The organism is Streptomyces sp. NPDC058671 (assembly GCF_042716475.1).
Classification (GTDB): Bacteria; Actinomycetota; Actinomycetes; order Streptomycetales; family Streptomycetaceae; genus Streptomyces.
The window spans coordinates 96,203-116,881 of the sequence record NZ_JBHXSA010000010.1 but is presented as its reverse complement, the minus strand read 5'-3'; the positions used below and the strand labels follow the sequence as shown (position 1 = coordinate 116,881).

Genomic DNA, 20,679 nt, shown 5'->3' with positions numbered 1-20,679 from the left:
CGCTAGGAGAGCTGGGAACCCTGGCGCACCGGGATGTGGGTGAAGGTCGGCTCGGGGGCCGGGTTCTGGAAGAAGTCGTTGCCCTTGTCGTCCACGACGATGAACGCCGGGAAGTCCTCGACCTCGATCTTCCAGACCGCCTCCATGCCGAGCTCCTCGTACTCGACGACCTCGACCTTCTTGATGCAGTCCTGCGCCAGCCGCGCCGCCGGGCCGCCGATCGAGCCCAGGTAGAAGCCGCCGTGACTGCCGCACGCGTTCGTGACCTGCTGCGAGCGGTTGCCCTTGGCCAGCATCACCTTCGAGCCGCCCGCCGCCTGGAACTGCTCGACGTAACTGTCCATCCGGCCCGCCGTCGTCGGACCGAAGGAACCGGAGGCGTACCCCTCGGGCGTCTTCGCGGGGCCCGCGTAGTAGACCGGGTGGTCCTTCAGGTACTGCGGCATCTCCTCGCCCGCGTCCAGCCGCTCCTTGATCTTGGCGTGCGCGATGTCACGCGCCACGACCAGCGGGCCGCTGAGGGAGAGCCGGGTCTTGACCGGGTACTTGGTCAGCTCCGCGAGGATCTCGTCCATCGGCTGGTTGAGGTCGATCCTCACGACGTCGGAGGCCTCGTCGAGGCCCGCGGCGGAGCCGCTGCCCAGCTCGGTGTCGGTCGTCTCCGGCAGGAACCGCGCCGGGTCCGTCTCCAGCTGCTCCAGGAAGACACCCTCGGCGGTGATCTTCGCGACCGCCTGGCGGTCGGCCGAGCAGGAGACGGCGATCGCCACGGGCAACGAGGCGCCGTGGCGGGGCAGCCGGACGACACGGACGTCGTGGCAGAAGTACTTGCCGCCGAACTGCGCGCCGATGCCGATCCTCTGCGTCAGCTCGAAGACCTTCTCCTCCAGCTCCTTGTCACGGAAGCCGTGGCCCGTCTCCGCCGAACCTTCGCTCGGCAGCTCGTCCAGGTAGTGCGCGGAGGCGTACTTCGCGGTCTTCAGCGCGAACTCGGCGCTCGTGCCGCCGACGACGATCGCCAGGTGGTACGGCGGGCAGGCCGCCGTGCCGAGCGAACGGATCTTCTCCTCCAGGAACCTCATCATGCTCGCCTCGTTGAGGACGGCCTTCGTCTCCTGGTAGAGGAACGACTTGTTGGCGGAGCCGCCGCCCTTCGCCATGAAGAGGAACTTGTACGCGCCGCCGTCGGTCGCGTACAGCTCGATCTGCGCGGGCAGGTTCGAGCCGGTGTTCTTCTCCTCCCACATGGTGACGGGGGCCATCTGCGAGTACCGCAGGTTGAGCTTGGTGTACGCGTCGTAGATGCCCTTCGACAGGGCCTCCTCGTCACGGCCCCGCGTCAGCACGTTCTGGCCGCGCTTGCCCATGACGATCGCCGTACCGGTGTCCTGGCACATGGGCAGGACACCGGCGGCGGCGATGTTGGCGTTCTTGAGGAGGTCGAGCGCGACGAACTTGTCGTTGCCCGACGCCTCCGGGTCGTCGATGATCCGGCGCAGCTGCGCCAGGTGGGCCGGGCGCAGGAAGTGCTGGATGTCGTGGATCGCCTCCGCGGCCAGCAGGCGCAGCGCCTCCGGCTCCACCGTGAGGAACGTACGGCCGTCGGCCTCGAAGGTGGAGACACCTTCGGCGGTCACCAGGCGGTAGGGCGTGGTGTCCTCTCCCAGGGGGAGCAGATCGGAGTACGCAAACTCTGGCATGGGGGCCATTCCTCACTCGGCAAGACGGCGCACCGCCTCCGTTGGCCGTGCGCCCTCCAGCGTAGAACGCTGTCCGGGCCCCGCTCCTGTGAGGTAAGGCTCACTTGCGACGGGGACCGCACCGGAGTGTCGCGGCCCCGCCCCCTGGTCGCGATCTATCGCGTTTCGCTAGGCTGGCTCCGTGGACCTCGAAAAGCAGCCGGAACCCGCGTCCGAAGCCGTGCCCGAAAAGCAGCCGCAGCGGCCGGCCGCTCCCGCCGAGACCGAATTCGCCGATCCGCGGGGCTCGTTGAGGGCCTCGGACGCGGACCGGGACCGGATCGCGGACATCCTCAGGGACGCCCTCGCCGAGGGGCGGCTCGACCCCGAGGAGCACTCCGACCGGATCGACGCGGTCTACCGCGCCAAGACGGTGGGCGAGCTGCAGCCGATCGTCCGCGACCTGCCGTCGACGGGCACCCGGCAGGAGCCCGAGTCCGCCTACGCCTACGGGCCCGACGAGCAGGACGGCGCCGCCGACAGCCTCGTCGCGATCTTCTCCAGCACCACCCGCAAGGGCCGCTGGCGCGTGGGCCGCAGGACGAACGCGTTCGCGCTCTTCGGGAACATCGAGATCGACCTGACCGAGGCGATCTTCGCCCAGCGGCTCACCACCATCAACGCCACCTCGATCTTCGGCAACGTCGAGGTGCGGGTCCCGGAGAACATCAGCCTGCGTGGCAACGGCAGCGGGGTCTTCGGCAACTTCGAGGTCGTGACCCTGGAGGGCGTCGACCCGCAGGCCCCGGTCGTCGTCGTCAACGGCTACTCGGTCTTCGGGAACGTGGAGGCACGGCCCAAGCGGGGAAAGTGGATCACCGACCTCCAGGGCAAGCTCCGCAAGCATCTCGGCCACTGACCCCGCGCCGACTCCCTTGGGAGTGACCGGAATTCGCCCTCGTGTGTCCGCAGAGCGGAACGGCAGGGTACGCAGTGCATAGGCGCGCGCACAGCGGGTAGGGCTGCTGCATCGCCGCTCGCTCGCGAAGTCGTCGTCAGGAGTAGACCGTGCTGCAACCGCCGCATCAGCCCCTCCAGGTCGCCGCCGTCCCCCCTCAGCGCGTTCCTGCCCGGGAGGACGAGGCCGGTCCTTGGCACGCGGAGGCGGTGTGCCGCAGGGACGAGGCCGGACTCTTCTTCGCCCCCTCCAAGGAGCCGACCGCCGCGCGGCTCGCGCGCGAGGCGGCGGCGAAGCGGGTCTGCGGGCGTTGCCCGGTGATGGTCGAGTGCCGCGAGCACGCCCTGCTCCAGCCCGAGCCGTACGGGGTGTGGGGCGGGCTGACGGCGGCGGAGCGCCGCGTCGCCCTGGCCCGGCGCCGGCGGCGCGAGGTGGAGCTGAGGAAGGCGACCGCGAGCGAGCAGGTGGCCCAGGCCGGCTGACGCGGACTTCGGGCGGGCGCCGGACTGATACGGACTTCGGGCCGCCGGCACGGACTTGGGGCCGACGCTGGACTGAGGCGCACTTCGGGTCGGCGTGGACCGGTACGGACTTCGGGTCGCGCACCGCCACGGGTCGGCGCCCGGCGACACGGACCAGGACGAACCGACGCGGACACCCCCCTCGTCCCGTACGGGAGAGGGCGCCCCCACCGCACATGGGGGGCGCCCTCTTCTCGTACCCGTCGGCTCAGCGCGCCTCGGTTCCCGCGGGTCCGGGTCGGCTGCCGCCGGTTCCGGTCAGTTCGCGCGATCGAAGTCGATCTTGCTGTACGCGCGCAGCTTCGACAGCCGGTGCGTGGAGTCGATCTGGCGGATCGTGCCGGACTTCGAGCGCATGACGAGCGACTGCGTGGTCGCCGTCTCGGCGCGGTAGCGGACCCCGCGCAGCAGCTCGCCGTCCGTGATGCCGGTCGCGACGAAGAAGACGTTGTCGCCGCCGACCAGGTCGTTCGTGGAGAGGACCCGGTCCAGGTCGTGGCCCGCGTCGAGCGCCTTCTGCCGCTCGGCCTCGTCCTTCGGCCACAGCTTGCCCTGGATCACGCCGCCGAGGCACTTGATGGCGCAGGCGGAGATGATGCCCTCCGGCGTGCCGCCGACGCCCATGAGCAGGTCGACACCGGTGCCCTCGCGGACGGCCATGATCGAACCGGCGACGTCGCCGTCCGAGATGAACTTGATCCGGGCCCCGGTCTCACGGATCTCCTTGACGATGCCCTCGTGACGGGGGCGGTCCAGGATCATGACCGTGATGTCCTCGGGCGAGGAGTTCTTCGCCTTGGCGACCCGGCGGATGTTGACCGAGACGGGGGCGTTGATGTCGACGAAGTCGGCGGCCTCGGGTCCGGTGACCAGCTTGTCCATGTAGAAGACCGCGGACGGGTCGAACATGGTGCCGCGGTCGGCGGCGGCCAGGACGGCGATCGCGTTCGGCATGCCCTTGGCGTTGAGCGTCGTGCCGTCGATCGGGTCGACGGCGATGTCGACCTCGGCGCCGGTGCCGTCGCCGACCCGCTCGCCGTTGAAGAGCATGGGGGCTTCGTCCTTCTCGCCCTCGCCGATGACGACCACGCCGTTCATCGAGACGGTGGAGATCAGGGTCCGCATGGCGTTGACCGCCGCGCCGTCCGCGCCGATCTTGTCGCCGCGGCCGACCCAGCGGCCCGCGGCCATGGCGGCGGCCTCGGTGACGCGTACCAGCTCGAGGGCGAGGTTGCGGTCGGGGGCCTCGGGAGAGACGACAAGCTCGGGCGGCAGATGATGCTCGGTCATCGGAGCGCACCTTTCTGTACGGCGACGGCCGGATAAAAGAGGGTGCTGCGACTCTATCGGTACGTCGACAAAATGAGCAGAGGGGTCCACGTATGAGCACGCGACCGTGATGCGACCATGGGGGCGTGGCAGGTATGCGAGGCAGGCAGACGGTACGCGGGATGTTCCAGTCCCTCGGGGTGATCTTGGTCGCCGCGGGAGTGATGTATCTCTTCATCCCACACGACGAGAGCGCGGATCCGGTCAAGGCGAAGGACTACCGGGTCGAGCTCCTGACGGCTCAGCGGGCGGCGCCGTATCCGGTGCTGGCTCCCGAGGGCCTGGGCGAGGGATGGAAGGCGACGGTCGTCTCGTACAAGCGTGACAACGCCGACGCCTGGCAGCTGGGCTTCCTCTCCCCGGACACGCAGTACGTGGCGATCCACCAGTCGACGGCGGCGGCGAACACCTTCGTGCCCGACGTCACCCACCGGGCGAAGGACACCGGCAGGACGCAGACGGTGGCGGGCCGGGTCTGGCAGCGCTGGGAGGGCCCGAAGTACGACGCGCTCGTCCGGGTCGACGGCGGGGCGACGACGGTGGTGACCGGCACGGCCTCCTTCGAGCAACTGGCCGAGATGGCGGGCTCGCTCCGGTCGAAGAAGGTCTGAGCCGGCGGGCGTCCTCCGGCGGCCGTGCGCGCCGGAGGGCCTGCGGCGCGCAGGAAGGCCCGTGGAAGTGGTGCGCGGCAAGGCCCCGCGGTGCGCCGGAAGGCCCTGCCGTACGTCGAAGGTCCCGCCGTACGTCGAAGGCCCCGCACTCGTGGAGTGCGGGGCCTTTTCGTGTGCCGTCAGGCTCAGACGGTGGTGACGACGTCCTCGTAGGACAGGCGCGGGGAGCGCGGGAACCAGGCGTCCTCGCCCGGCTTGCCGATGTTGACGACCATCAGCGGGGTGTGGTCGTCGTCCAGGAAGTCCTTCTGGAGGCCGGCGAAGTCCAGACCGGTCATCGGGCCCGCGGCCAGGCCGGCGGCGCGGACGCCCACGATGAAGTACGCGGCCTGGAGCGCGGCGTTCAGGACGGCGGACTGCTCGCGGACCGGGCGCTCGGCGAAGAAGAGGTCCTTGGCCTGCGGGAAGTGCGGGAGCAGGGCCGGGAGCTCGTCGTGGAACTCGTTGTCGGCGGAGAGGATCGCGACGAGGGGGGCCGCGGCGGTCTTCGGCCGGTTGCCCTCGGCCATGTGCTTGACCAGGCGCTCGCGGGCCTCGGGGGAGCGGACCAGGGTGATGCGCAGCGGGGTCTGGTTGAAGGCGGTGGGGCCGTACTTCACCAGGTCGTAGATCGCCTGGACCTGCTCGTCGGTCACCGGCTCGTCGGTGAACGTGTTGGCGGTTCGGGCCTCGCGGAAGAGGAGGTCCTGGGCGGCGGGGTCAAGGGCGAGAGACATGCTGCGTACCTTCCGGACTGCACAAGGGGGGTCGCTCGCACGGGGTGCGAGCGATGTCCTCGACAGTACGCCGATGATTGGTGAAACTTCAACTAACCCATCCGGATAGTGATCCGCTTCACTCGGAAGTCTACGGCAGGGCTCCCCGCGCGGGACTCACCCGGGATTCCTCGCACAGCACTGCCCGCGCAGCAGGGCTCGGCTCACAGGACTCCCCGCACAGCCTGCCCGCGCAGCACGGCTCGGCGCGGAGGAACACGCGTACGCCACCACGCCTACGCCACCACGCGTACGCCCCTACGCGTCCCCGCCCCCCGCCTCCGCGGCCTCCGCCTCCCGCTCCGCCGCGAGCGACGCGTCCAGCCGCGCCCGCGCCCCTTCGAGTCGGCGCCGGCAGACCTTCGCCAGCTCCTCGCCCCGCTCCCAGAGCGCGAGCGAGTCCTCGAGGGACGTCCCGCCCGCCTCAAGGCGCCGAACGACCTCGATCAGTTCGTCGCGCGCCTCCTCGTACCCGAGCGCCGCCTCTTCCGTACCGGATGCCATCTGTTGTTCCACCCTTTCCGTCACCGTTTCTCTCTCGATGCCGCCGGCGCTGCCGGCTCTCCCTGTGCCGGCGCTCAGGCCGGGTCGGCCACGCGCCGCACCGCGAACTCGCCCTCCGCGACCCGGGCCCGCAGCTCCTCGCCCTCCGCGGCTTCCTCCGGAGAGCGGACCACCGCGCCGTCCGCCCGCTGGAGCACCGCGTACCCCCGCTCCAGCGTCGCGGCGGGCGACAGCGCCCGGACCCGCGCCCGGGTGTGCGACAGCTCGGAGTCCGCCCGGTCCAGGAGATGCCCGAGGACGCGCCGGCTCCGCGCGAGCAGCGCCGCCACCTCGTCCTCGCGGACCTCGACCATGCGCTGGGGATGCTCCATGACGGGCCGCGCGAGCGCGTGCGCGAGGCCGCGCTCCTCGCGGTCGAGGAGGCCCCGAACCGTCCGCAGCGCCCGGTCCCGCAGCCCGCGCACCCGCTCCAGCTCCTCCCCGACGTCCGGGACGACCTTCTTGGCCGCGTCCGTCGGCGTCGAGGCGCGTAGATCGGCCACCAGGTCCAGGAGCGGTGAGTCCGGCTCGTGCCCGATCGCCGAGACCACCGGCGTACGGCACTCGGCCACAGCCCGGACCAGTTGCTCGTCCGAGAAGGGCAGCAGGTCCTCGACGCTGCCGCCGCCACGGGCGACGATGATCACGTCCACGTCCTCGTGCGCGTCGAGCTCCCTGACCGCCTGGACGACCTGCGGAACGGCCTTCACGCCCTGCACCGCCACGTTCCGCACCTCGAAGGCGACGGCGGGCCAGCGCCGCCGCGCGTTCTCCAGGACGTCCCGCTCCGCCGCCGAGGCACGGCCGCAGACGAGGCCGATCCGGTGCGGCAGGAACGGCAGCGGCCTCTTCCGGTCGAGCGCGAACAGGCCCTCGGCCGCCAGGCTCCGCTTCAGCTGTTCGAGCCGCGCGAGCAGCTCACCGATCCCGACCGGCTTGATCTCCACCGCCCGCAGCGACAGCTGCCCGCGCGGCGCGTACCACTCGGGCTTCGCGTGCACGACGACCCGGGCGCCCTCCGACACGATGTCGGCGACGTCGTCGAAGACCTGGCGGTAGCAGGTGACGCCGATCGAGATGTCGTACGAAGGATCCCGCAGCGTCAGGAAGACGACCCCGGCGCCGGGGCGCCGCGAGAGCTGTGTGATCTGCCCCTCCACCCAGATCGCCCCGAGCCGGTCGATCCACCCTCCGATCAGCCGGGAGACCTCACCGACGGGAAGCGGTGCTTCGGCGGACGTAGTCAGAGCCATGGACCGAGCGTAACGGCGCGGTACGACAACGTCAGGGCCGCGTCGCGGGCGGCCATGTCTCCGACACGGGAGAGGAGGACGGTACGGCCCAAGGCCTCCGTCCCAGCGCGCTCCCCGTCCGCGCTCCCACCCCGGCGCGCTCCCGTCCCTGGGCGCCCCCCTGGACCCCGTCCCCGCTCCCGCCCCTCAGCGCCCCGCCTGCGTCCGCGTCGCCCCCTGTACGGCCAGCACGACCAGGCCCACCCCCAGCCAGACCACGCCCACCACCTGCGCGGCGGCCGACGCCTCGACGATGACCGCGATCAGGATCACCGCGCCCAGCACCGGCAGGACCACGTGTTTCAGCCAGTGCGGCGGGCCCTCCGCGCGCCGTACCGCGAACCAGCCCACCACGCTCGCGTGCAGCAGGACGAAGGCCGTCAGAGCGCCGACGTCGACGACCGACACCAGATGGTCGAGGCCGTCGTCCCGGCGGGCCGCCCACACCGCCGCGATCATCGTCACCGTCGCCGCCACGAGCAGCGCCACCCGCGGCACGCCCCCGTCCGTCCGGGCGAGCACGTGCGGCAGACGCCGGTCCCGGCCCATGGCGAACAGCAGCCGTCCGCCGGCCGCCTGCCCCGCGAGCGCCGCGAAAGCCGCGCCGATCGCCTTGGACGCGGCCACGAGATCGTGCAGCCAACTGCCGACGGAGCTCTCCACCGCGTCGTAGAAGGCCGAGCCCTGCCTTCCCGGATTCGCCGCGAGCTCGGCGGAGGAGACCGGTTCGAGGAGCGCGACCAGCCAGGACTGCGCCACGAAGAGGACGCCCGCGAGGGCCAGGCAGAACAGCACCGCGCGCGCCACCTTCGCCGAACCGCCCGTGACCTCCTCCGCGAAGGAGGCGATGGCGTCGAAGCCCAGGTAGGAGAGGACGGCCACCGACACGGCGCCGAGGACCGCGGCGAGCGAGAAGGAGACGTCGCCGGTGAGCGGCGACCACCAGTCGCGCGCCGCGCCGTCCCGTACGAGCACCACCGCGGCCGCGACCACGAAGACCAGCAGGACGACGATCTCCAGCGCGAGCACGGCGAAGCCGACCCGGGCCGCGGCCCGTACGCCCCACAGGTTGAGCAGGGTGGTCACGACCACGGCGATCCCGGTCCACACCCACCGGTCCACCTCCGGGACGAGCGCCTCCATCGCGATGCCCGCGAAGAGGTAGGCGACGGCGGGGATGAGCAGGTAGTCGAGCATCGCCATCCAGCCGGCGATGAATCCGGGGCCTTCGCCGAGGCCCTTGCGGGCGTACGTGAAGACGGAGCCGGCCTGTGGGGCGACCCGCACCATCTGCGCGTAGCTGAACGCCGTGAACGCCATGGCGACCGTGGCCACGACGTACACCAGTGCGACCGCGCCGCCGGACTTGGCGTCGAGCGTGCCGAAGACCCCGACGGGCGCCATGGGCGCGATGAAGAGGAGCCCGTAGACGACCAAGTCACGGAACCCGAGGTTCCGTCGAAGCTCCGTGTGGTCACCGCGCGTCGCCACCTGCGATTCCTCGGCCATGGCGACAGTTTCGGCCACGGCACCGATCAAACCGCTCACCGACGCGGCCTTACGATGGGACGCATGACTGCAACGCCCGCGCCGACGCCCGAGTCCGCCCCCGCGACGAACCGTCCGAAGCGTGTCCTGCTCGCCGCCCCCCGCGGCTACTGCGCGGGCGTGGACCGTGCGGTGATCGCCGTGGAGAAGGCCCTGGAGCAGTACGGGGCGCCGATCTACGTCCGGCACGAGATCGTCCACAACAAGTACGTCGTCCAGACCCTGGAGCGCAAGGGCGCGATCTTCGTCGACCAGGCGACCGAGGTGCCGCCGGGCAACATCGTGATGTTCTCGGCGCACGGCGTCGCTCCCAGCGTCCACGAGGAGGCCCGCGAGGGCCGTCTCAAGACCATCGACGCGACCTGCCCCCTGGTCACCAAGGTCCACAAGGAAGCCGTCCGCTTCGCCAACGACGACTTCGACATCCTCCTCATCGGCCACGAGGGCCACGAGGAGGTCATCGGCACCTCCGGCGAGGCCCCCGACCACATCCAGCTGGTGGACGGCCCCGACGACGTCGCCAAGATCGAGGTCCGCGACCCGTCCCGGGTCGTCTGGCTCTCCCAGACGACGCTCTCCGTCGACGAGACGATGGAGACGGTCGACGCGCTGAAGGAGAAGTTCCCGCAGCTGATCTCCCCGCCGTCCGACGACATCTGCTACGCCACGCAGAACCGTCAGATCGCCATCAAGGAGCTCGCCGGGCAGGCCGAACTGGTCATCGTCGTCGGCTCCAGGAACTCCTCGAACTCGATCCGCATGGTCGAGGTCGCCAAGCAGGCCGGCGTCCCCGCCGCGTACCTCGTCGACTTCGCCAGCGAGATCGACGAGGCCTGGCTGGAGGGCGTGACCAGCGTCGGCCTCTCCTCCGGCGCCTCCGTCCCGGACGTCCTGGTGCAGGAGGTCCTGGAGTGGCTCGCCGAGCGCGGCTACGCGGACGTGGAGATCGTCAAGACGGCCGACGAGTCCCTGACCTTCTCGCTGCCCAAGGAGCTCCGCAACAAGGACCTGCGGGCCGAGGCGGCGAAGCTCCTGGCGGCCGCGCCCGTCACGGAGTAGAGGCGTAACGCGGCATCCAGCCCTTACCGTGGGGTCCATGAACGTCTTCGGAGTGGACATCGGCGGCTCGGGCATCAAGGGTGCCCCCGTGGACCTGGAGCGCGGAGCGCTCACCGAGGAGCGCCACAAGGTACTGACCCCGCAGCCCGCCACGCCCGACGGTGTGGCGGGCTGCGTCGTGGAGGTCGTGGAGCACTTCGGCTGGACCGGACCGGTGGGGGTGACCTTCCCGGGAGTGGTCACGGGCTCCACGATCCGTACGGCGGCGAACGTCGATCCGTCATGGATCGACGTCGACGCCGGCACCCTGCTGAGCGACCGCCTCGGCGGCCTCCCGGTGACCGTCCTGAACGACGCCGACGCGGCCGGGATCGCGGAGATGACCTACGGCGCGGGCCGGGGCCGCAAGGGCACCGTGATCATGCTGACCCTCGGCACGGGCATCGGCTCGGCGCTCTTCGTCGACGGCCGCCTGGTCCCCAACACGGAACTCGGCCACCTGGAACTCAAGGGCCACGACGCGGAGACCAGGGCGTCGACGAAGGCCAAGGAGGACGAGGACCTCACCTGGGAACACTGGGCGACCCGGCGCGTGCAGAAGTACCTCGCGCACGTGGAGATGCTGTTCTCGCCGGAGCTGTTCATCATCGGCGGCGGGGTGAGCCGGAAGGCGGACAAGTTCCTGCCGCTGATCGAGGACATCCGCGCGGAGATCGTCCCGGCGGAACTCCAGAACAACGCGGGGATCGTGGGGGCGGGGATGGCGGCGGGACGGTAGGGGCGGGAGGGCGGGCCTCGGTGCCCCCGGCGTCGCTCTACGCGGGTCGGGTGGCGGGTGGGCGGGCGGTCCGGTGGGACGGGGGCAGCGGCGGGTGGTCTGGACGGCTCGGGTCACGGTCTGGCTGGATTCAGGCCGCGGTCTGGACGGATCCGAGCCCCGGTCTGGACGGCTTGAAGCCCCGGTCTGGGCGGCGCGGGCCACGGTTCGGACGGCTCGGGCCCCGGTTCGGACGGCACAGGTCACGGTCTGGCCGGATTCAGGCCCCGGTCTGGGCGGCTCGGGGCCTCCGTCTGGACGGCTCGGGCCCCGCTCCGGCCGGATTCAGGCACCGAGGCTGACGGCTCAGGCCACAGGGCGGCGGCGGGGGGTCCCGCTTCTCCCGCCGGTGCCGGCTGCGGCACCGGCCCCCGGTGCCTCGCCGGCCGCCGGGGCCGACGCGCGGGCGTGCTGCCGGCGCCCCATCTCCCGCACCTTCCGCACGCTCGCGATGACCCCGGCGACGAGGGTGCCGCCGTACAACCAGCCGGCGTGCACGGCGAGGGCGGTCACGACCGCCATGGCCTGGCCGCCGAGGCCGCCGGAGCCGCCCGCGATGGGGACCACGCCGACGGCGAAGGCGATGGGGACGCCGATCGGGGCGGTGACGAGGTCGGCGGTACGGACCCAGAGCGCGGCCAGGGCGCTGACCGGCAGGAACAGCAGGCCGTACACGACGGGGGAGCCGTCGAGGAGCAGCCGGTCGAGGAAGCCGAGCGTCAGCATGACGGCGGAGGCGAAGAGCCCGGCGCCGAGGCCGGTGAGCCGGGGCGAGGGAAGCCGCCGGAGGGCGAGCACCACGGGCGGCACGGACCGGCCGCCGGGCGGGCGCCCGGCCGGCTTGCCGGCCGTCTTCCCGGTCGGCCCCACGGCCCCGGCGTGCTCGACGCGGCTGCCGCCGGGGACCCGCCGGGCCCGGCCGGTCACGCGGTCCACGGCCGCACCCTCCACGAGCGCGCCGGGCGGCGTGACGGGCGGCGCGACGGGGGTCTGCGGCCGTCGGCGGCCTTGCGGCTGACTTGTCCTGTGCTGCTCCACCCCACCAACGTAGGTCGGGAGGGGGCGGGAAGCGGGTCCGGGACACGCCCTTTGGGTGACCTTGCCCCCGAGAACGACCGAAGGTCGGCGTCACTGGCCGGTTCGGCCCGCCCGTAAACTGGGGGATCGGCCCCCCGTCCACACTTCAGGAAGTCGCCACCGTGTCGCTCACGATCGGAATCGTCGGTCTGCCGAATGTCGGCAAGTCGACCCTGTTCAACGCCCTGACCAAGAACGACGTGCTGGCGGCCAACTACCCGTTCGCCACGATCGAGCCCAACGTCGGCGTCGTCGGTGTCCCCGACGCCCGTCTGACCAAGCTGGCGGAGATCTTCAACTCCCAGCGCATCCTCCCGGCGACGGTCGACTTCGTCGACATCGCGGGCATCGTGCGCGGCGCGAGCGAGGGTGAGGGCCTCGGCAACAAGTTCCTGGCGAACATCCGCGAGTCGGATGCCATCTGCCAGGTCATCCGCGCCTTCAAGGACGAGAACGTCGTGCACGTCGACGGCAAGGTCTCGCCGAAGGACGACATCGAGACGATCAACACGGAGCTGATCCTCGCGGACCTCCAGACGATCGAGAAGGTCCTGCCGCGCCTCCAGAAGGAGATGCGGATCAAGAAGGACACGGCGCCGAAGGTCGCGGCGGTCGAGGCGGCCCAGGCGATCCTGGAGCGCGGCGACACCCTGTTCTCGCAGGGCATCCTGCAGGGCTCGGAGAAGGCGGAGCTCCTCCACGACCTGCACCTCCTCACCACCAAGCCGTTCCTCTACGTCTTCAACGTGGACGAGGACGAGCTGACGGACGACGCGTTCAAGGCCGAGCAGAGCGCCCTGGTCGCCCCGGCGGAGGCGATCTTCCTCAACGCCAAGCTCGAGCAGGACCTCGCCGAGCTGGACGAGGAGGACGCCATGGAGCTCCTCCAGTCCGTCGGCGCCGAGGAGCCCGGCCTCGCCACCCTCGCCCGCGTCGGCTTCGCCACCCTCGGTCTCCAGACCTACCTGACGGCCGGCCCGAAGGAATCCCGCGCCTGGACGATCAAGCAGGGCGCGACGGCCCCCGAGGCGGCCGGTGTCATCCACACCGACTTCCAGAAGGGCTTCATCAAGGCCGAGGTCATCTCCTTCGCCGACCTCGTCGAAACGGGCTCGGTAGCCGACGCCCGCGCGGCCGGCAAGGCCCGCATGGAGGGCAAGGAGTACGTCATGCAGGACGGCGACGTGGTGGAGTTCCGCTTCAACGTGTGAGCGGATGAAGTAACCCCACGTCGCTGACGTGGCAAACATGCAGGTGAGAGGGGGTTGGGCTCAGTCGAGTCCGACCCCTTCGTCGTCACCGTGCTGGATTGGTGCTGGATATCCCGACGTGAGGTCAGGGGCAATCAGGTCTCGTAAACAGTGGACCGGTGCCCCACGTGAACGACCCAGACCATCAGCTCCCCGTTGTCGATCGTGTAGACGACGCGATAGTCGCCGACGCGCAGACGACGTCGTTCGGGCTGGGACACGAGTGCGGTGGTGTTGAAGCCGAGGGGATCGGTCTCCAACTCGGTCAGTTTGGCCAGGATGCGCAGTGCCATGTCGCGAGGGATCTTCCGAAGCTCGGCCTGTGCCTCGGGGCGGAAGACGGTTCGGTACTCACTCACCGCGTGCCAGCGTCTCCCTCATGATGTCCTCGATCGGGATGCCGGGCGCGGGGTTGGCCATGCGCTCGTCGATGATCCGGTTGATCTCGCGCTCTTCCCACTCTTGGTACTTGCGCAGCACCTCGATGGAGACGACGGCGGCGACTTCCTTGCCCCGGCGTGTGATCACCGTGGGTACGTCGTCGCGGTCCGCGCGCTCCACGACCTCGGCCAGGTGTGCGCGCACGTCGCGGATGGACTCTATGGGCAGCGGCTGCGTCATGCGCACAAGCGTACCGGGTGTCTCATGTGTACACAACGTGCGGTGGTCGAGGGGCTTCATCAGTCGCGCTGGATGTGCTGGACGAATTCGCGCCGTGCTGGATCGGTGCTGGATATCTGACGCGGGGTCAGCGGCAGTCGTGTCTCGTCAGCGGTGGACCGGTGTCTCACGTAACGACCCAGACCACCAACTCTCCGTTGTCGATCGTGTAGGCGACGCGGTAGTCGCCGACGCGCAGACGACGTCGTCCGGGCCGGGACACGAGTGCGGTGGTGTCGAAGCCGAGGGGGTCGGTCTCCAGCTCGGCCGGCTTGGCCAGGACGTGCGGTGCCATGTCGCGAGGGATCTTCCGGAGCTCGGCCTGCGCCTCGGGGCGGAAGACGGTTCGGTGCCCACTCACCGCGCGGCTTGTCGAGGTCCAGGCCGACTTCGAAGGGGGTCGGGCGCTGGAGGGCGCCGCGGAAGATCCCGGCGGGTGCGTAGGTGCCGGCTCGTCGTTCAGGCCGCCAGGCCGGTCTTCGCGCCCGCCCCGCACAGCGGCACCACGGTGAGGCCGGGGCGCGGCGGGGCCGCCTGGATCGCCGCCCAGCAGGCCACGCCGGTGGACTCGACGAAGAGACCGCGGCGGGCCAGGTCCCGCTGGGCCGTGCGGATCTGATCCTCGCTCACCGTCAGGAACGTGCCGCCGGTCTCCCGTACCGCCCGGAGGATCTGGCGGGCGCGGGGCGGGGCCGGGATCGCGATGCCCTCGGCGAGGGTCGGGCGGCCGGGGGTCGGCGCGCCGAGCTCCTCCGCGCCCGCGTGGAAGGCCGCGGCCAGCGGGGACACGGCCTCAGCCTGGACGGCGACAAGCGCGGGACGGGTGTCGACGAGCCCGTGGCGGTGCAGCTCGTCCAGGGCGAGGGCGGCGCCGAGGAGCAGGGTGCCGTTGCCGACGGGGACGACGATCGTGTCGGGGAGGCGGCCGCCGAGGTCCTCCCAGAGCTCGTACACGTAGGTCTTGGTGCCGTGCAGGAAGTACGGGTTGTAGACGTGCGAGGCGTAGAAGGTGCCGGGTTCGTCGGCGGCCTCCCGCGCCGCGCGGGCCGTCGCCTCGCGGTCACCGGGGACCTCGACGACCTCCGCCCCGTGCGCCCGGATCTGCTCCAGCTTCTTCGGGGACGTGCCCCGGGGTACGTACACGAGGCAGTCGAGCCCGGCCCGCGCGCCGTACGCGGCGACGGCCGTGCCCGCGTTCCCGCTGCTGTCGGCGACGACCCGGTCGAGGAGGCCGGCCTCCGCGAGGCGCAGGGCGTGCGCGGCGAGCATCACCGCGCCCCGGTCCTTGAACGACAGCGTCGGCATGAGGAAGTCGAGTTTGGCCGAGACCGACGCCGGCGCCCCCGCTTCGGCGGCCGTCAGGGGGACGAGCGGAGTGCGCCCCTCCCCGAGCGTCACGTCCGGCGCGTACGGCATCGGGGGCAGCGCCTCCTCGTAACGCCACAATGAATTTCCGCGTGACGCGAGTGACGGGAGTGAGATCGGCGCGCTCGCGAATTCCAGGTCCCAGGGGCCGCGGCACTTCGGACAACACCAGGTGAGCGCGTCCGTGGGTGATTCGACACGGCATCGGGAGCACACATAGGCGGTCATGACGTCCAGCATGTCAGCCGTGTGGCGCGGTTGTTGCGGCGGTGGCGGGACTCTTGTGGGATTCCTATGGATCCGCCAATCTTTCGTCCGGCAGCCGAATGTTCGAGACGGCGTGAAGCCGCGTTGTCTTGTCATGCACCTGCTGTATCCCCACTGCAGCGAACCGCCACCTCAGGAGGACCCCCCACATGTCAGTCATGCGTGACTCACGTCGCCGAGTCGCCACCGCCGCGGCCATCGCCGTCGCCGCCGTCGCCCTCGGCTCCCTCTCCACCCTCCCGGCCGTCGCCTCGCCGGCGGCCGCGGAAGGCGTCATCGAGAACGCCGGGGCCGAAGGCACCATCGCGGGCAGCTACATCGTCACCCTGGAGGAGTCGGCGCAGGCCGAGACCGCGAAGGGCCGCGCGGTCGCCGCCGAGTACGGCGCGAAGATCAAGAAGACGTACACCGCGGCGCTCAACGGCTACAACGTCGAGCTCTCCGAGGCGCAGGCGAAGAAGCTCGCCGCCGACCCCGCGGTCAAGTCCGTCGTGCAGAACCGCGTCTTCAGGATCAACGCCACCCAGCCCTCCCCGCCGTCCTGGGGCCTGGACCGGCTCGACCAGCGGGCCCTCCCGCTGAACCAGAGCTACACCTACCCGGACACCGCGGGCCAGGGCGTCACGGCGTACATCATCGACACCGGTGTACGGATCTCCCACAGCGACTTCGGCGGCCGCGCCTTCAACGGCTTCGACGCCGTCGACAACGACAACGTCGCCCAGGACGGCAACGGCCACGGCACCCACGTCGCCGGCACCGTCGCGGGCACCGCCCACGGCGTCGCCAAGAAGGCCAAGATCGTCGGCGTCCGCGTCCTCGACAACAACGGCTCCGGCACCACCGCCGGCGTCGTCGCGGGCATCGACTGGGTGACCCGGAACGCCGTCAAGCCGGCCGTCGCCAACATGAGCCTCGGCGGAGGCGTCGACTCCACCCTCGACACCGCCGTCCGCAACTCGATCGCGTCCGGCGTCACGTACGCCGTCGCCGCCGGCAACAGCAACGCCAACGCGTCGAACTACTCCCCGGCCCGCGTGACCGAGGCGATCACGGTCGGCTCCACGACCAACACCGACGCCCGCTCCAGCTTCTCCAACTACGGCACCGTCCTCGACATCTTCGCCCCGGGCTCGTCCATCACCTCGGCGTGGAACACCGGCGACAGCGCCACCAACACCATCTCCGGCACGTCGATGGCGGCCCCGCACGTCGCCGGCGCGGCCGCGCTGTACCTGGGGAACAACCCGGCGGCCACCCCCGCCCAGGTGGGCACCGCGCTGGTGAACGCCGCCACGCCGAACGTGGTGACCAACCCGGGCACCGGCTCCCCGAACCGCCTGCTGTACGTCGGTGACGGCGGCACCACCCCGCCGCCCGGCAAGAGGTTCGAGAACACCGCCGACTACGCCATCGCCGACAACGCGACCGTCGAGTCCCCGGTCACCGTCAGCGGCGTCGCCGGCAACGCCCCCTCCACCCTCCAGGTCCCGGTGAACATCGTCCACACCTACATCGGTGACCTCCAGGTCCAGCTGATCGCCCCCGACGGCTCGGCCTACACCCTGAAGGCCTTCGGCACCGGTGGCAGCGCGGACAACATCAACACCACGTACACCGTGAACGCCTCCACGGAGGTCGCCAACGGCACCTGGAAGCTGCGCGTCACGGACAACGCCAACGCGGACACCGGCAAGATCGACACCTGGGCCCTGCAGTTCTGATCCGCACGGAAAGCTGAAGCCGGTCGCAGTCGGCTGAACGCGAGGGAGGGGCGGTCGCCTACGGGCGGCCGCCCCTTCCGCCTGCCCCCGCCCGGCCCGTCCGTCACCCCGGATCCGGTCATCCGGCTATCCGCATATCCGTTTAGTCCGTCACTTCGTCACCCCGTCACTTCGTCACCCCGTCACCTCGTCACCCTGTTGGTCCGCAGGCCCCGCGTGTCCGCTCCGTCCGACTCTCCACGTACGATGCGCGACCGATCGTCTGTTCGCACCGCCCGCCCCCAACAGGAGCACGTACCCGTGGAGCCGACCCCGCCGCCCCTGCCGCCCCCGTCACCCCTGGAGGGCCCGCAGCGGGGCGGATGGCTCGCCCCCGGGCCCTACACCTCCCCGGGGATCCCCTACGCGGCCGGTCCCTACGCCGGCGCGCCCGGTGCCGTCCCGTACGGCCCGCCCCCGCGTACCACCAACGGACTCGCCGTCGCCTCCCTCGTCTCCGGCATCGTCTGCTGCCTGCCGCCCCTCGGTCTGGTCCTCGGTCTCGTCGCCCTCCCGCGGATCAGGAAGCGGGACCAGAGGGGCAAGGGGCTCGCCGTCGTCGGCATCGTGCTCTCCGCCGTCAGCTGTCTGCTGCTCGTGGCCGGCCTCGTCACCGGGGGGTTCAGCTCGGCCTGGAGCGACTTCAAGGAGGGCGTGGACGAGGCCTCCCGTTCGAAGTCGCCCTTCTCGCTGCGGACCGGGCAGTGCTTCAGCGACGACGGCAAGCTGGGGGAGTACACGGAAGAGGTCACGATCGTCGATTGCGACCGCCCGCACGAGGGCGAGGTCACCGGCGGGTTCAAGCTCACCGGCATCGACAAGTGGCCCGGTGAGGACGCCATCGACAGGGTCGCGGAGCAGCGCTGCGAGACGGTCAACGCCGCGTACGCCTTGGACACCTGGGCCGTGCCGGAGGACCTCTGGGTCTACTACTACCTGCCGAGCAGCGAGAGCTGGCGCTTCGGCGACCGGACGGTGACCTGCGCGTACGCCACTGAGAAGAAGCCCTTCAGCGGCTCGGTGCGCTCCGACGCGACCACCCTCACCCTCGACCAGGAGCGTTTCCTGAGAGCCGTCAACCCGATCGAGACGGTCATGTACCGCGAGCCGGAGGACGACCCGGACGAGGACTTCGCCGGAAACAGGGCGTGGTCGGGGGAGATGCTCGCGGCGATCGACACGGCACGCGCGGACCTCGGGAAGCACTCGTGGACCGGCGTCCCCAAGGCGCCCGTCGCGGAGCTGCGCACGGGGCTCGACGCGGCCTCGAAGCAGTGGCGCGAGCTGGCGGCGGCGACCGACGCCGACGCCTACTGGGACGCGTACGACGCGGCGTGGGAAGCCCTGCCCGACAGCGCGGCCGCACGGACCGCCCTCGGCCTGACCGGCACGCCGCCGGAGGGCGAGGGCACCTCGGCCTGACCCGTTCCCGGGGCGCTGCGGGTACGAGAACGGGGGCACGCGCGCGTGTACCTGGCCGAGCGCCGGGCACGCGTGCGCGTGGGTGAGGAGAACGGGGCCGGGACTCCCGAGGGAGTCCCGGCCCCGTCGCGTGCGGACCGGTGCGGTGGGCCGGGGGAGCGGCGGCCCGTGACCGACCGCCGCTCCCGGCGACGCACCGCGAGCGGCGGTGGCCGGTCCGCGGTCCGTGGGCCCCGGGCGCCGCGCGGGCGCCCGGGGCGGGGGGTCTAGCGCCGGGTGAGGCCCCGGTCGATCGCGTTGATCAGCTCACCGTCCGGGGTGTCCCCGTCGAGCGACCAGACCATCGCGCCGCCGAGTCCGTGCTGCCGGACGTAGGAGGCCTTGGTGCGCAGCACGGTCGGGTCGTCGTAGGTCCACAGGGTGGTGCCGTCGAAGAGCCAGGCGTGGCCGTTCCGGTACCCCCGGTGCAGGGTGTACGTCCCCGACTCCGCGAGCTTCTTCAGGTGCTTGTAGTCCTCGGAGCCGGCCGCCCAGGTCGCGGGTGCGGGGCCGGTCGCCGGCTGTCCGAGGCCGTCGCCGCCGCCGCTGACGCCGGTCCAGCCCTGGCCGTAGAAGGGCATGCCCACGACGAGCTTGTGGGCGGGTGCCCCGCGCCGCAGCCAGGCGTCGACGGTCTGGTCGACGCTGAAGTCGTTCTTGACGAAGAGCGCGGACTGCTGGGCGGTGGTCTTCTCGCCGGAGACGTGGAAGTCGTAGCCCTGGAGGTTCACGAAGTCGAAGTCCCGCATGATCCTGGGGACTTCGAAGCCCGCGTCGATCTTGGCGGGCGCGGTGGGCACGTACGCGCTGAGCTCGTAGTGCTTGCGCTTCGGCAGGGAGCGGCCGTAGGCGTCGAGCTGGGTACGGAACTCCCGTACCAGCTTGGTGAAGTTGGGCTTGTCCTCGGGGCGGATGACGTTCCCCGGGGCTCCGTCCGAACCCGGCCACTCCCAGTCCAGGTCGACCCCGTCGAAGACTCCGGCGGCTGCTCCGGCGCCGCCGCGGGCGCCGTCCACGGGCAGGTCGCCCTTGATGTACGTGGAGATGCAGGAGGCGACGAGCGCCTTGCGGCCGGCGTCGGTGCGCACGGCGTCGGAGAAGTGCGCGGAGCCGCTCCAGCCGCCCAGCGAGATCATGACCTTGAGGCCGGGGTTCTTCGCCTTGAGCTCGCGCAGTTCGTTGAAGTTCCCTGCCAGGCGCTGGTCGGCGGTGTCGCCGACGCCGTCCACGGAGGTCGCGGCGTCGACGGGGCGCACGTAGTCGGCCCACGGGTCGGAGCCGGGGGCGTTGCCCATGAGGCACTTGCCGTCCGGGCCGATCACACCGAAGGCGTAGTTGACGTGACTGAGCTTGGCGGCGGTGCCGCTCGTCTCCAGATCCTGCACCTGGAAGTCGCGTCCGTAGATGCCCCACTGGGTGAAGTAGCCGATGCGCTTCAGCTCGGGCTTGTGCCCGGAGGGCTGGTGCGCGCCGGCGGTGGGGGTCAGGGTGGCGAGGAGGCCGAGGGCGGCCGCGGCGGCCGCACCGAAGGTCAGTCTGGTCATGACTCTGGGACGCATGGGCTCGTTCCTGTGCGAGGCGGGATGACGCGTGCGAGGGGGAGCGTGCGGGGCGGGCAGGTAGGAACGTATTGGTCTGTACCAATGCGGTCAAGGGGTTCGACG

Annotated in this window: 19 protein-coding genes and 2 pseudogenes; 8 read left to right on the top strand and 13 right to left on the bottom strand. The window is 71.1% G+C overall.

What is annotated here, in order from left to right:
- Nucleotides 1-2: 2 nt before the first annotated feature.
- Nucleotides 3-1,700, bottom strand: a complete 1,698-nt coding sequence (locus ACFWV2_RS15135) for a fumarate hydratase (protein WP_384405415.1) — start codon at nucleotides 1,698-1,700, stop codon at nucleotides 3-5.
- A 181-nt stretch (nucleotides 1,701-1,881) separates the two neighbouring features.
- On the opposite strand from ACFWV2_RS15135, the gene ACFWV2_RS15130 reads away from it, so the two are divergent.
- On the top strand, nucleotides 1,882-2,598 hold the full coding sequence (locus ACFWV2_RS15130) for a DUF1707 domain-containing protein (protein WP_384405414.1): 717 nt from the start codon (nucleotides 1,882-1,884) through the stop codon (nucleotides 2,596-2,598).
- A gap of 149 nt (nucleotides 2,599-2,747) precedes the next feature.
- Nucleotides 2,748-3,119 carry a WhiB family transcriptional regulator gene (locus ACFWV2_RS15125; protein WP_360785799.1) on the top strand — a complete coding sequence of 124 codons (372 nt, stop codon included), beginning with the start codon at nucleotides 2,748-2,750 and terminating at the stop codon, nucleotides 3,117-3,119.
- Between the two features lie 297 nt (nucleotides 3,120-3,416).
- Here the strand turns inward: ACFWV2_RS15125 and glpX are convergent, their stop codons facing one another.
- A complete protein-coding gene (gene glpX, locus ACFWV2_RS15120; RefSeq protein WP_360785801.1) occupies nucleotides 3,417-4,448 on the bottom strand; it encodes a class II fructose-bisphosphatase in 1,032 nt (343 codons plus the stop codon).
- A gap of 125 nt (nucleotides 4,449-4,573) precedes the next feature.
- On the opposite strand from glpX, the gene ACFWV2_RS15115 reads away from it, so the two are divergent.
- Nucleotides 4,574-5,098 carry a DUF4245 domain-containing protein gene (locus ACFWV2_RS15115; RefSeq protein ID WP_360785803.1) on the top strand — a complete coding sequence of 175 codons (525 nt, stop codon included), beginning with the start codon at nucleotides 4,574-4,576 and terminating at the stop codon, nucleotides 5,096-5,098.
- A gap of 185 nt (nucleotides 5,099-5,283) precedes the next feature.
- On the opposite strand, the gene ACFWV2_RS15110 is transcribed toward ACFWV2_RS15115, so the two are convergent.
- The 4 genes from ACFWV2_RS15110 to ACFWV2_RS15095 all read right to left on the bottom strand — a co-directional run bounded on the left by ACFWV2_RS15110 (nucleotide 5,284) and on the right by ACFWV2_RS15095 (nucleotide 9,257).
- Entirely contained in the window at nucleotides 5,284-5,874 is a 591-nt protein-coding gene (locus tag ACFWV2_RS15110) for a malonic semialdehyde reductase (RefSeq protein WP_384405413.1), read from the bottom strand.
- 297 nt (nucleotides 5,875-6,171) lie between these two features.
- Complete coding sequence (locus ACFWV2_RS15105) at nucleotides 6,172-6,417, bottom strand: exodeoxyribonuclease VII small subunit (RefSeq protein ID WP_384405412.1); 246 nt, start codon at nucleotides 6,415-6,417, stop codon at nucleotides 6,172-6,174.
- Between the two features lie 74 nt (nucleotides 6,418-6,491).
- Complete coding sequence (gene xseA / locus ACFWV2_RS15100) at nucleotides 6,492-7,709, bottom strand: exodeoxyribonuclease VII large subunit (protein ID WP_384405411.1); 1,218 nt, start codon at nucleotides 7,707-7,709, stop codon at nucleotides 6,492-6,494.
- A gap of 186 nt (nucleotides 7,710-7,895) precedes the next feature.
- Nucleotides 7,896-9,257 (bottom strand): APC family permease, encoded by a 1,362-nt coding sequence (locus ACFWV2_RS15095; protein ID WP_384405588.1) that lies wholly within the window; start codon nucleotides 9,255-9,257, stop codon nucleotides 7,896-7,898.
- A gap of 54 nt (nucleotides 9,258-9,311) precedes the next feature.
- Here ACFWV2_RS15095 and ACFWV2_RS15090 point away from each other — a divergent pair, with 54 nt between their 5' ends.
- Nucleotides 9,312-10,355, top strand: coding sequence for a 4-hydroxy-3-methylbut-2-enyl diphosphate reductase (locus ACFWV2_RS15090; RefSeq protein WP_384405410.1), 1,044 nt, complete (start codon nucleotides 9,312-9,314; stop codon nucleotides 10,353-10,355).
- A gap of 37 nt (nucleotides 10,356-10,392) precedes the next feature.
- Entirely contained in the window at nucleotides 10,393-11,133 is a 741-nt protein-coding gene (gene ppgK / locus ACFWV2_RS15085; RefSeq protein ID WP_384405409.1) for a polyphosphate--glucose phosphotransferase, read from the top strand.
- Nucleotides 11,134-11,478: 345 nt separating this feature from the next.
- On the opposite strand, the gene ACFWV2_RS15080 is transcribed toward ppgK, so the two are convergent.
- Nucleotides 11,479-12,042, bottom strand: a complete 564-nt coding sequence (locus ACFWV2_RS15080) for a DUF6542 domain-containing protein (protein ID WP_384405586.1) — start codon at nucleotides 12,040-12,042, stop codon at nucleotides 11,479-11,481.
- A gap of 329 nt (nucleotides 12,043-12,371) precedes the next feature.
- On the opposite strand from ACFWV2_RS15080, the gene ychF reads away from it, so the two are divergent.
- Nucleotides 12,372-13,460, top strand: coding sequence for a redox-regulated ATPase YchF (ychF, locus tag ACFWV2_RS15075; RefSeq protein ID WP_360785816.1), 1,089 nt, complete (start codon nucleotides 12,372-12,374; stop codon nucleotides 13,458-13,460).
- Nucleotides 13,461-13,594: 134 nt separating this feature from the next.
- Here the strand turns inward: ychF and ACFWV2_RS15070 are convergent, their stop codons facing one another.
- The 5 genes and pseudogenes from ACFWV2_RS15070 to ACFWV2_RS15050 all read right to left on the bottom strand — a co-directional run bounded on the left by ACFWV2_RS15070 (nucleotide 13,595) and on the right by ACFWV2_RS15050 (nucleotide 15,764).
- Nucleotides 13,595-13,858, bottom strand: coding sequence for a type II toxin-antitoxin system RelE/ParE family toxin (locus tag ACFWV2_RS15070; protein ID WP_283457229.1), 264 nt, complete (start codon nucleotides 13,856-13,858; stop codon nucleotides 13,595-13,597).
- Nucleotides 13,851-14,120: a type II toxin-antitoxin system Phd/YefM family antitoxin gene (locus ACFWV2_RS15065; RefSeq protein ID WP_019434848.1), complete on the bottom strand. Its 270-nt coding sequence runs from the start codon at nucleotides 14,118-14,120 to the stop codon at nucleotides 13,851-13,853. Before ACFWV2_RS15065 ends, ACFWV2_RS15070 begins: the two co-directional genes overlap by 8 nt.
- 140 nt (nucleotides 14,121-14,260) lie before the next feature.
- A pseudogene (locus ACFWV2_RS15060) lies at nucleotides 14,261-14,520 on the bottom strand (type II toxin-antitoxin system RelE/ParE family toxin); the annotation flags it as partial.
- Between the two features lie 7 nt (nucleotides 14,521-14,527).
- Nucleotides 14,528-14,608: pseudogene (locus tag ACFWV2_RS15055) on the bottom strand (Uma2 family endonuclease); the annotation flags it as partial.
- Nucleotides 14,609-14,618: 10 nt separating this feature from the next.
- Entirely contained in the window at nucleotides 14,619-15,764 is a 1,146-nt protein-coding gene (locus ACFWV2_RS15050) for a threonine synthase (protein WP_384405408.1), read from the bottom strand.
- Between the two features lie 176 nt (nucleotides 15,765-15,940).
- Between ACFWV2_RS15050 and ACFWV2_RS15045 the strand changes: the two genes are divergently transcribed.
- On the top strand, nucleotides 15,941-17,515 hold the full coding sequence (locus ACFWV2_RS15045; protein WP_384405407.1) for a S8 family serine peptidase: 1,575 nt from the start codon (nucleotides 15,941-15,943) through the stop codon (nucleotides 17,513-17,515).
- A 300-nt stretch (nucleotides 17,516-17,815) separates the two neighbouring features.
- Entirely contained in the window at nucleotides 17,816-18,976 is a 1,161-nt protein-coding gene (locus ACFWV2_RS15040) for a DUF4190 domain-containing protein (protein ID WP_384405406.1), read from the top strand.
- Between the two features lie 266 nt (nucleotides 18,977-19,242).
- Here ACFWV2_RS15040 and ACFWV2_RS15035 read toward each other — a convergent pair whose 3' ends face one another.
- Nucleotides 19,243-20,574 (bottom strand): glycoside hydrolase family 18 protein, encoded by a 1,332-nt coding sequence (locus ACFWV2_RS15035; protein ID WP_384405405.1) that lies wholly within the window; start codon nucleotides 20,572-20,574, stop codon nucleotides 19,243-19,245.
- Nucleotides 20,575-20,679: the final 105 nt, after the last annotated feature.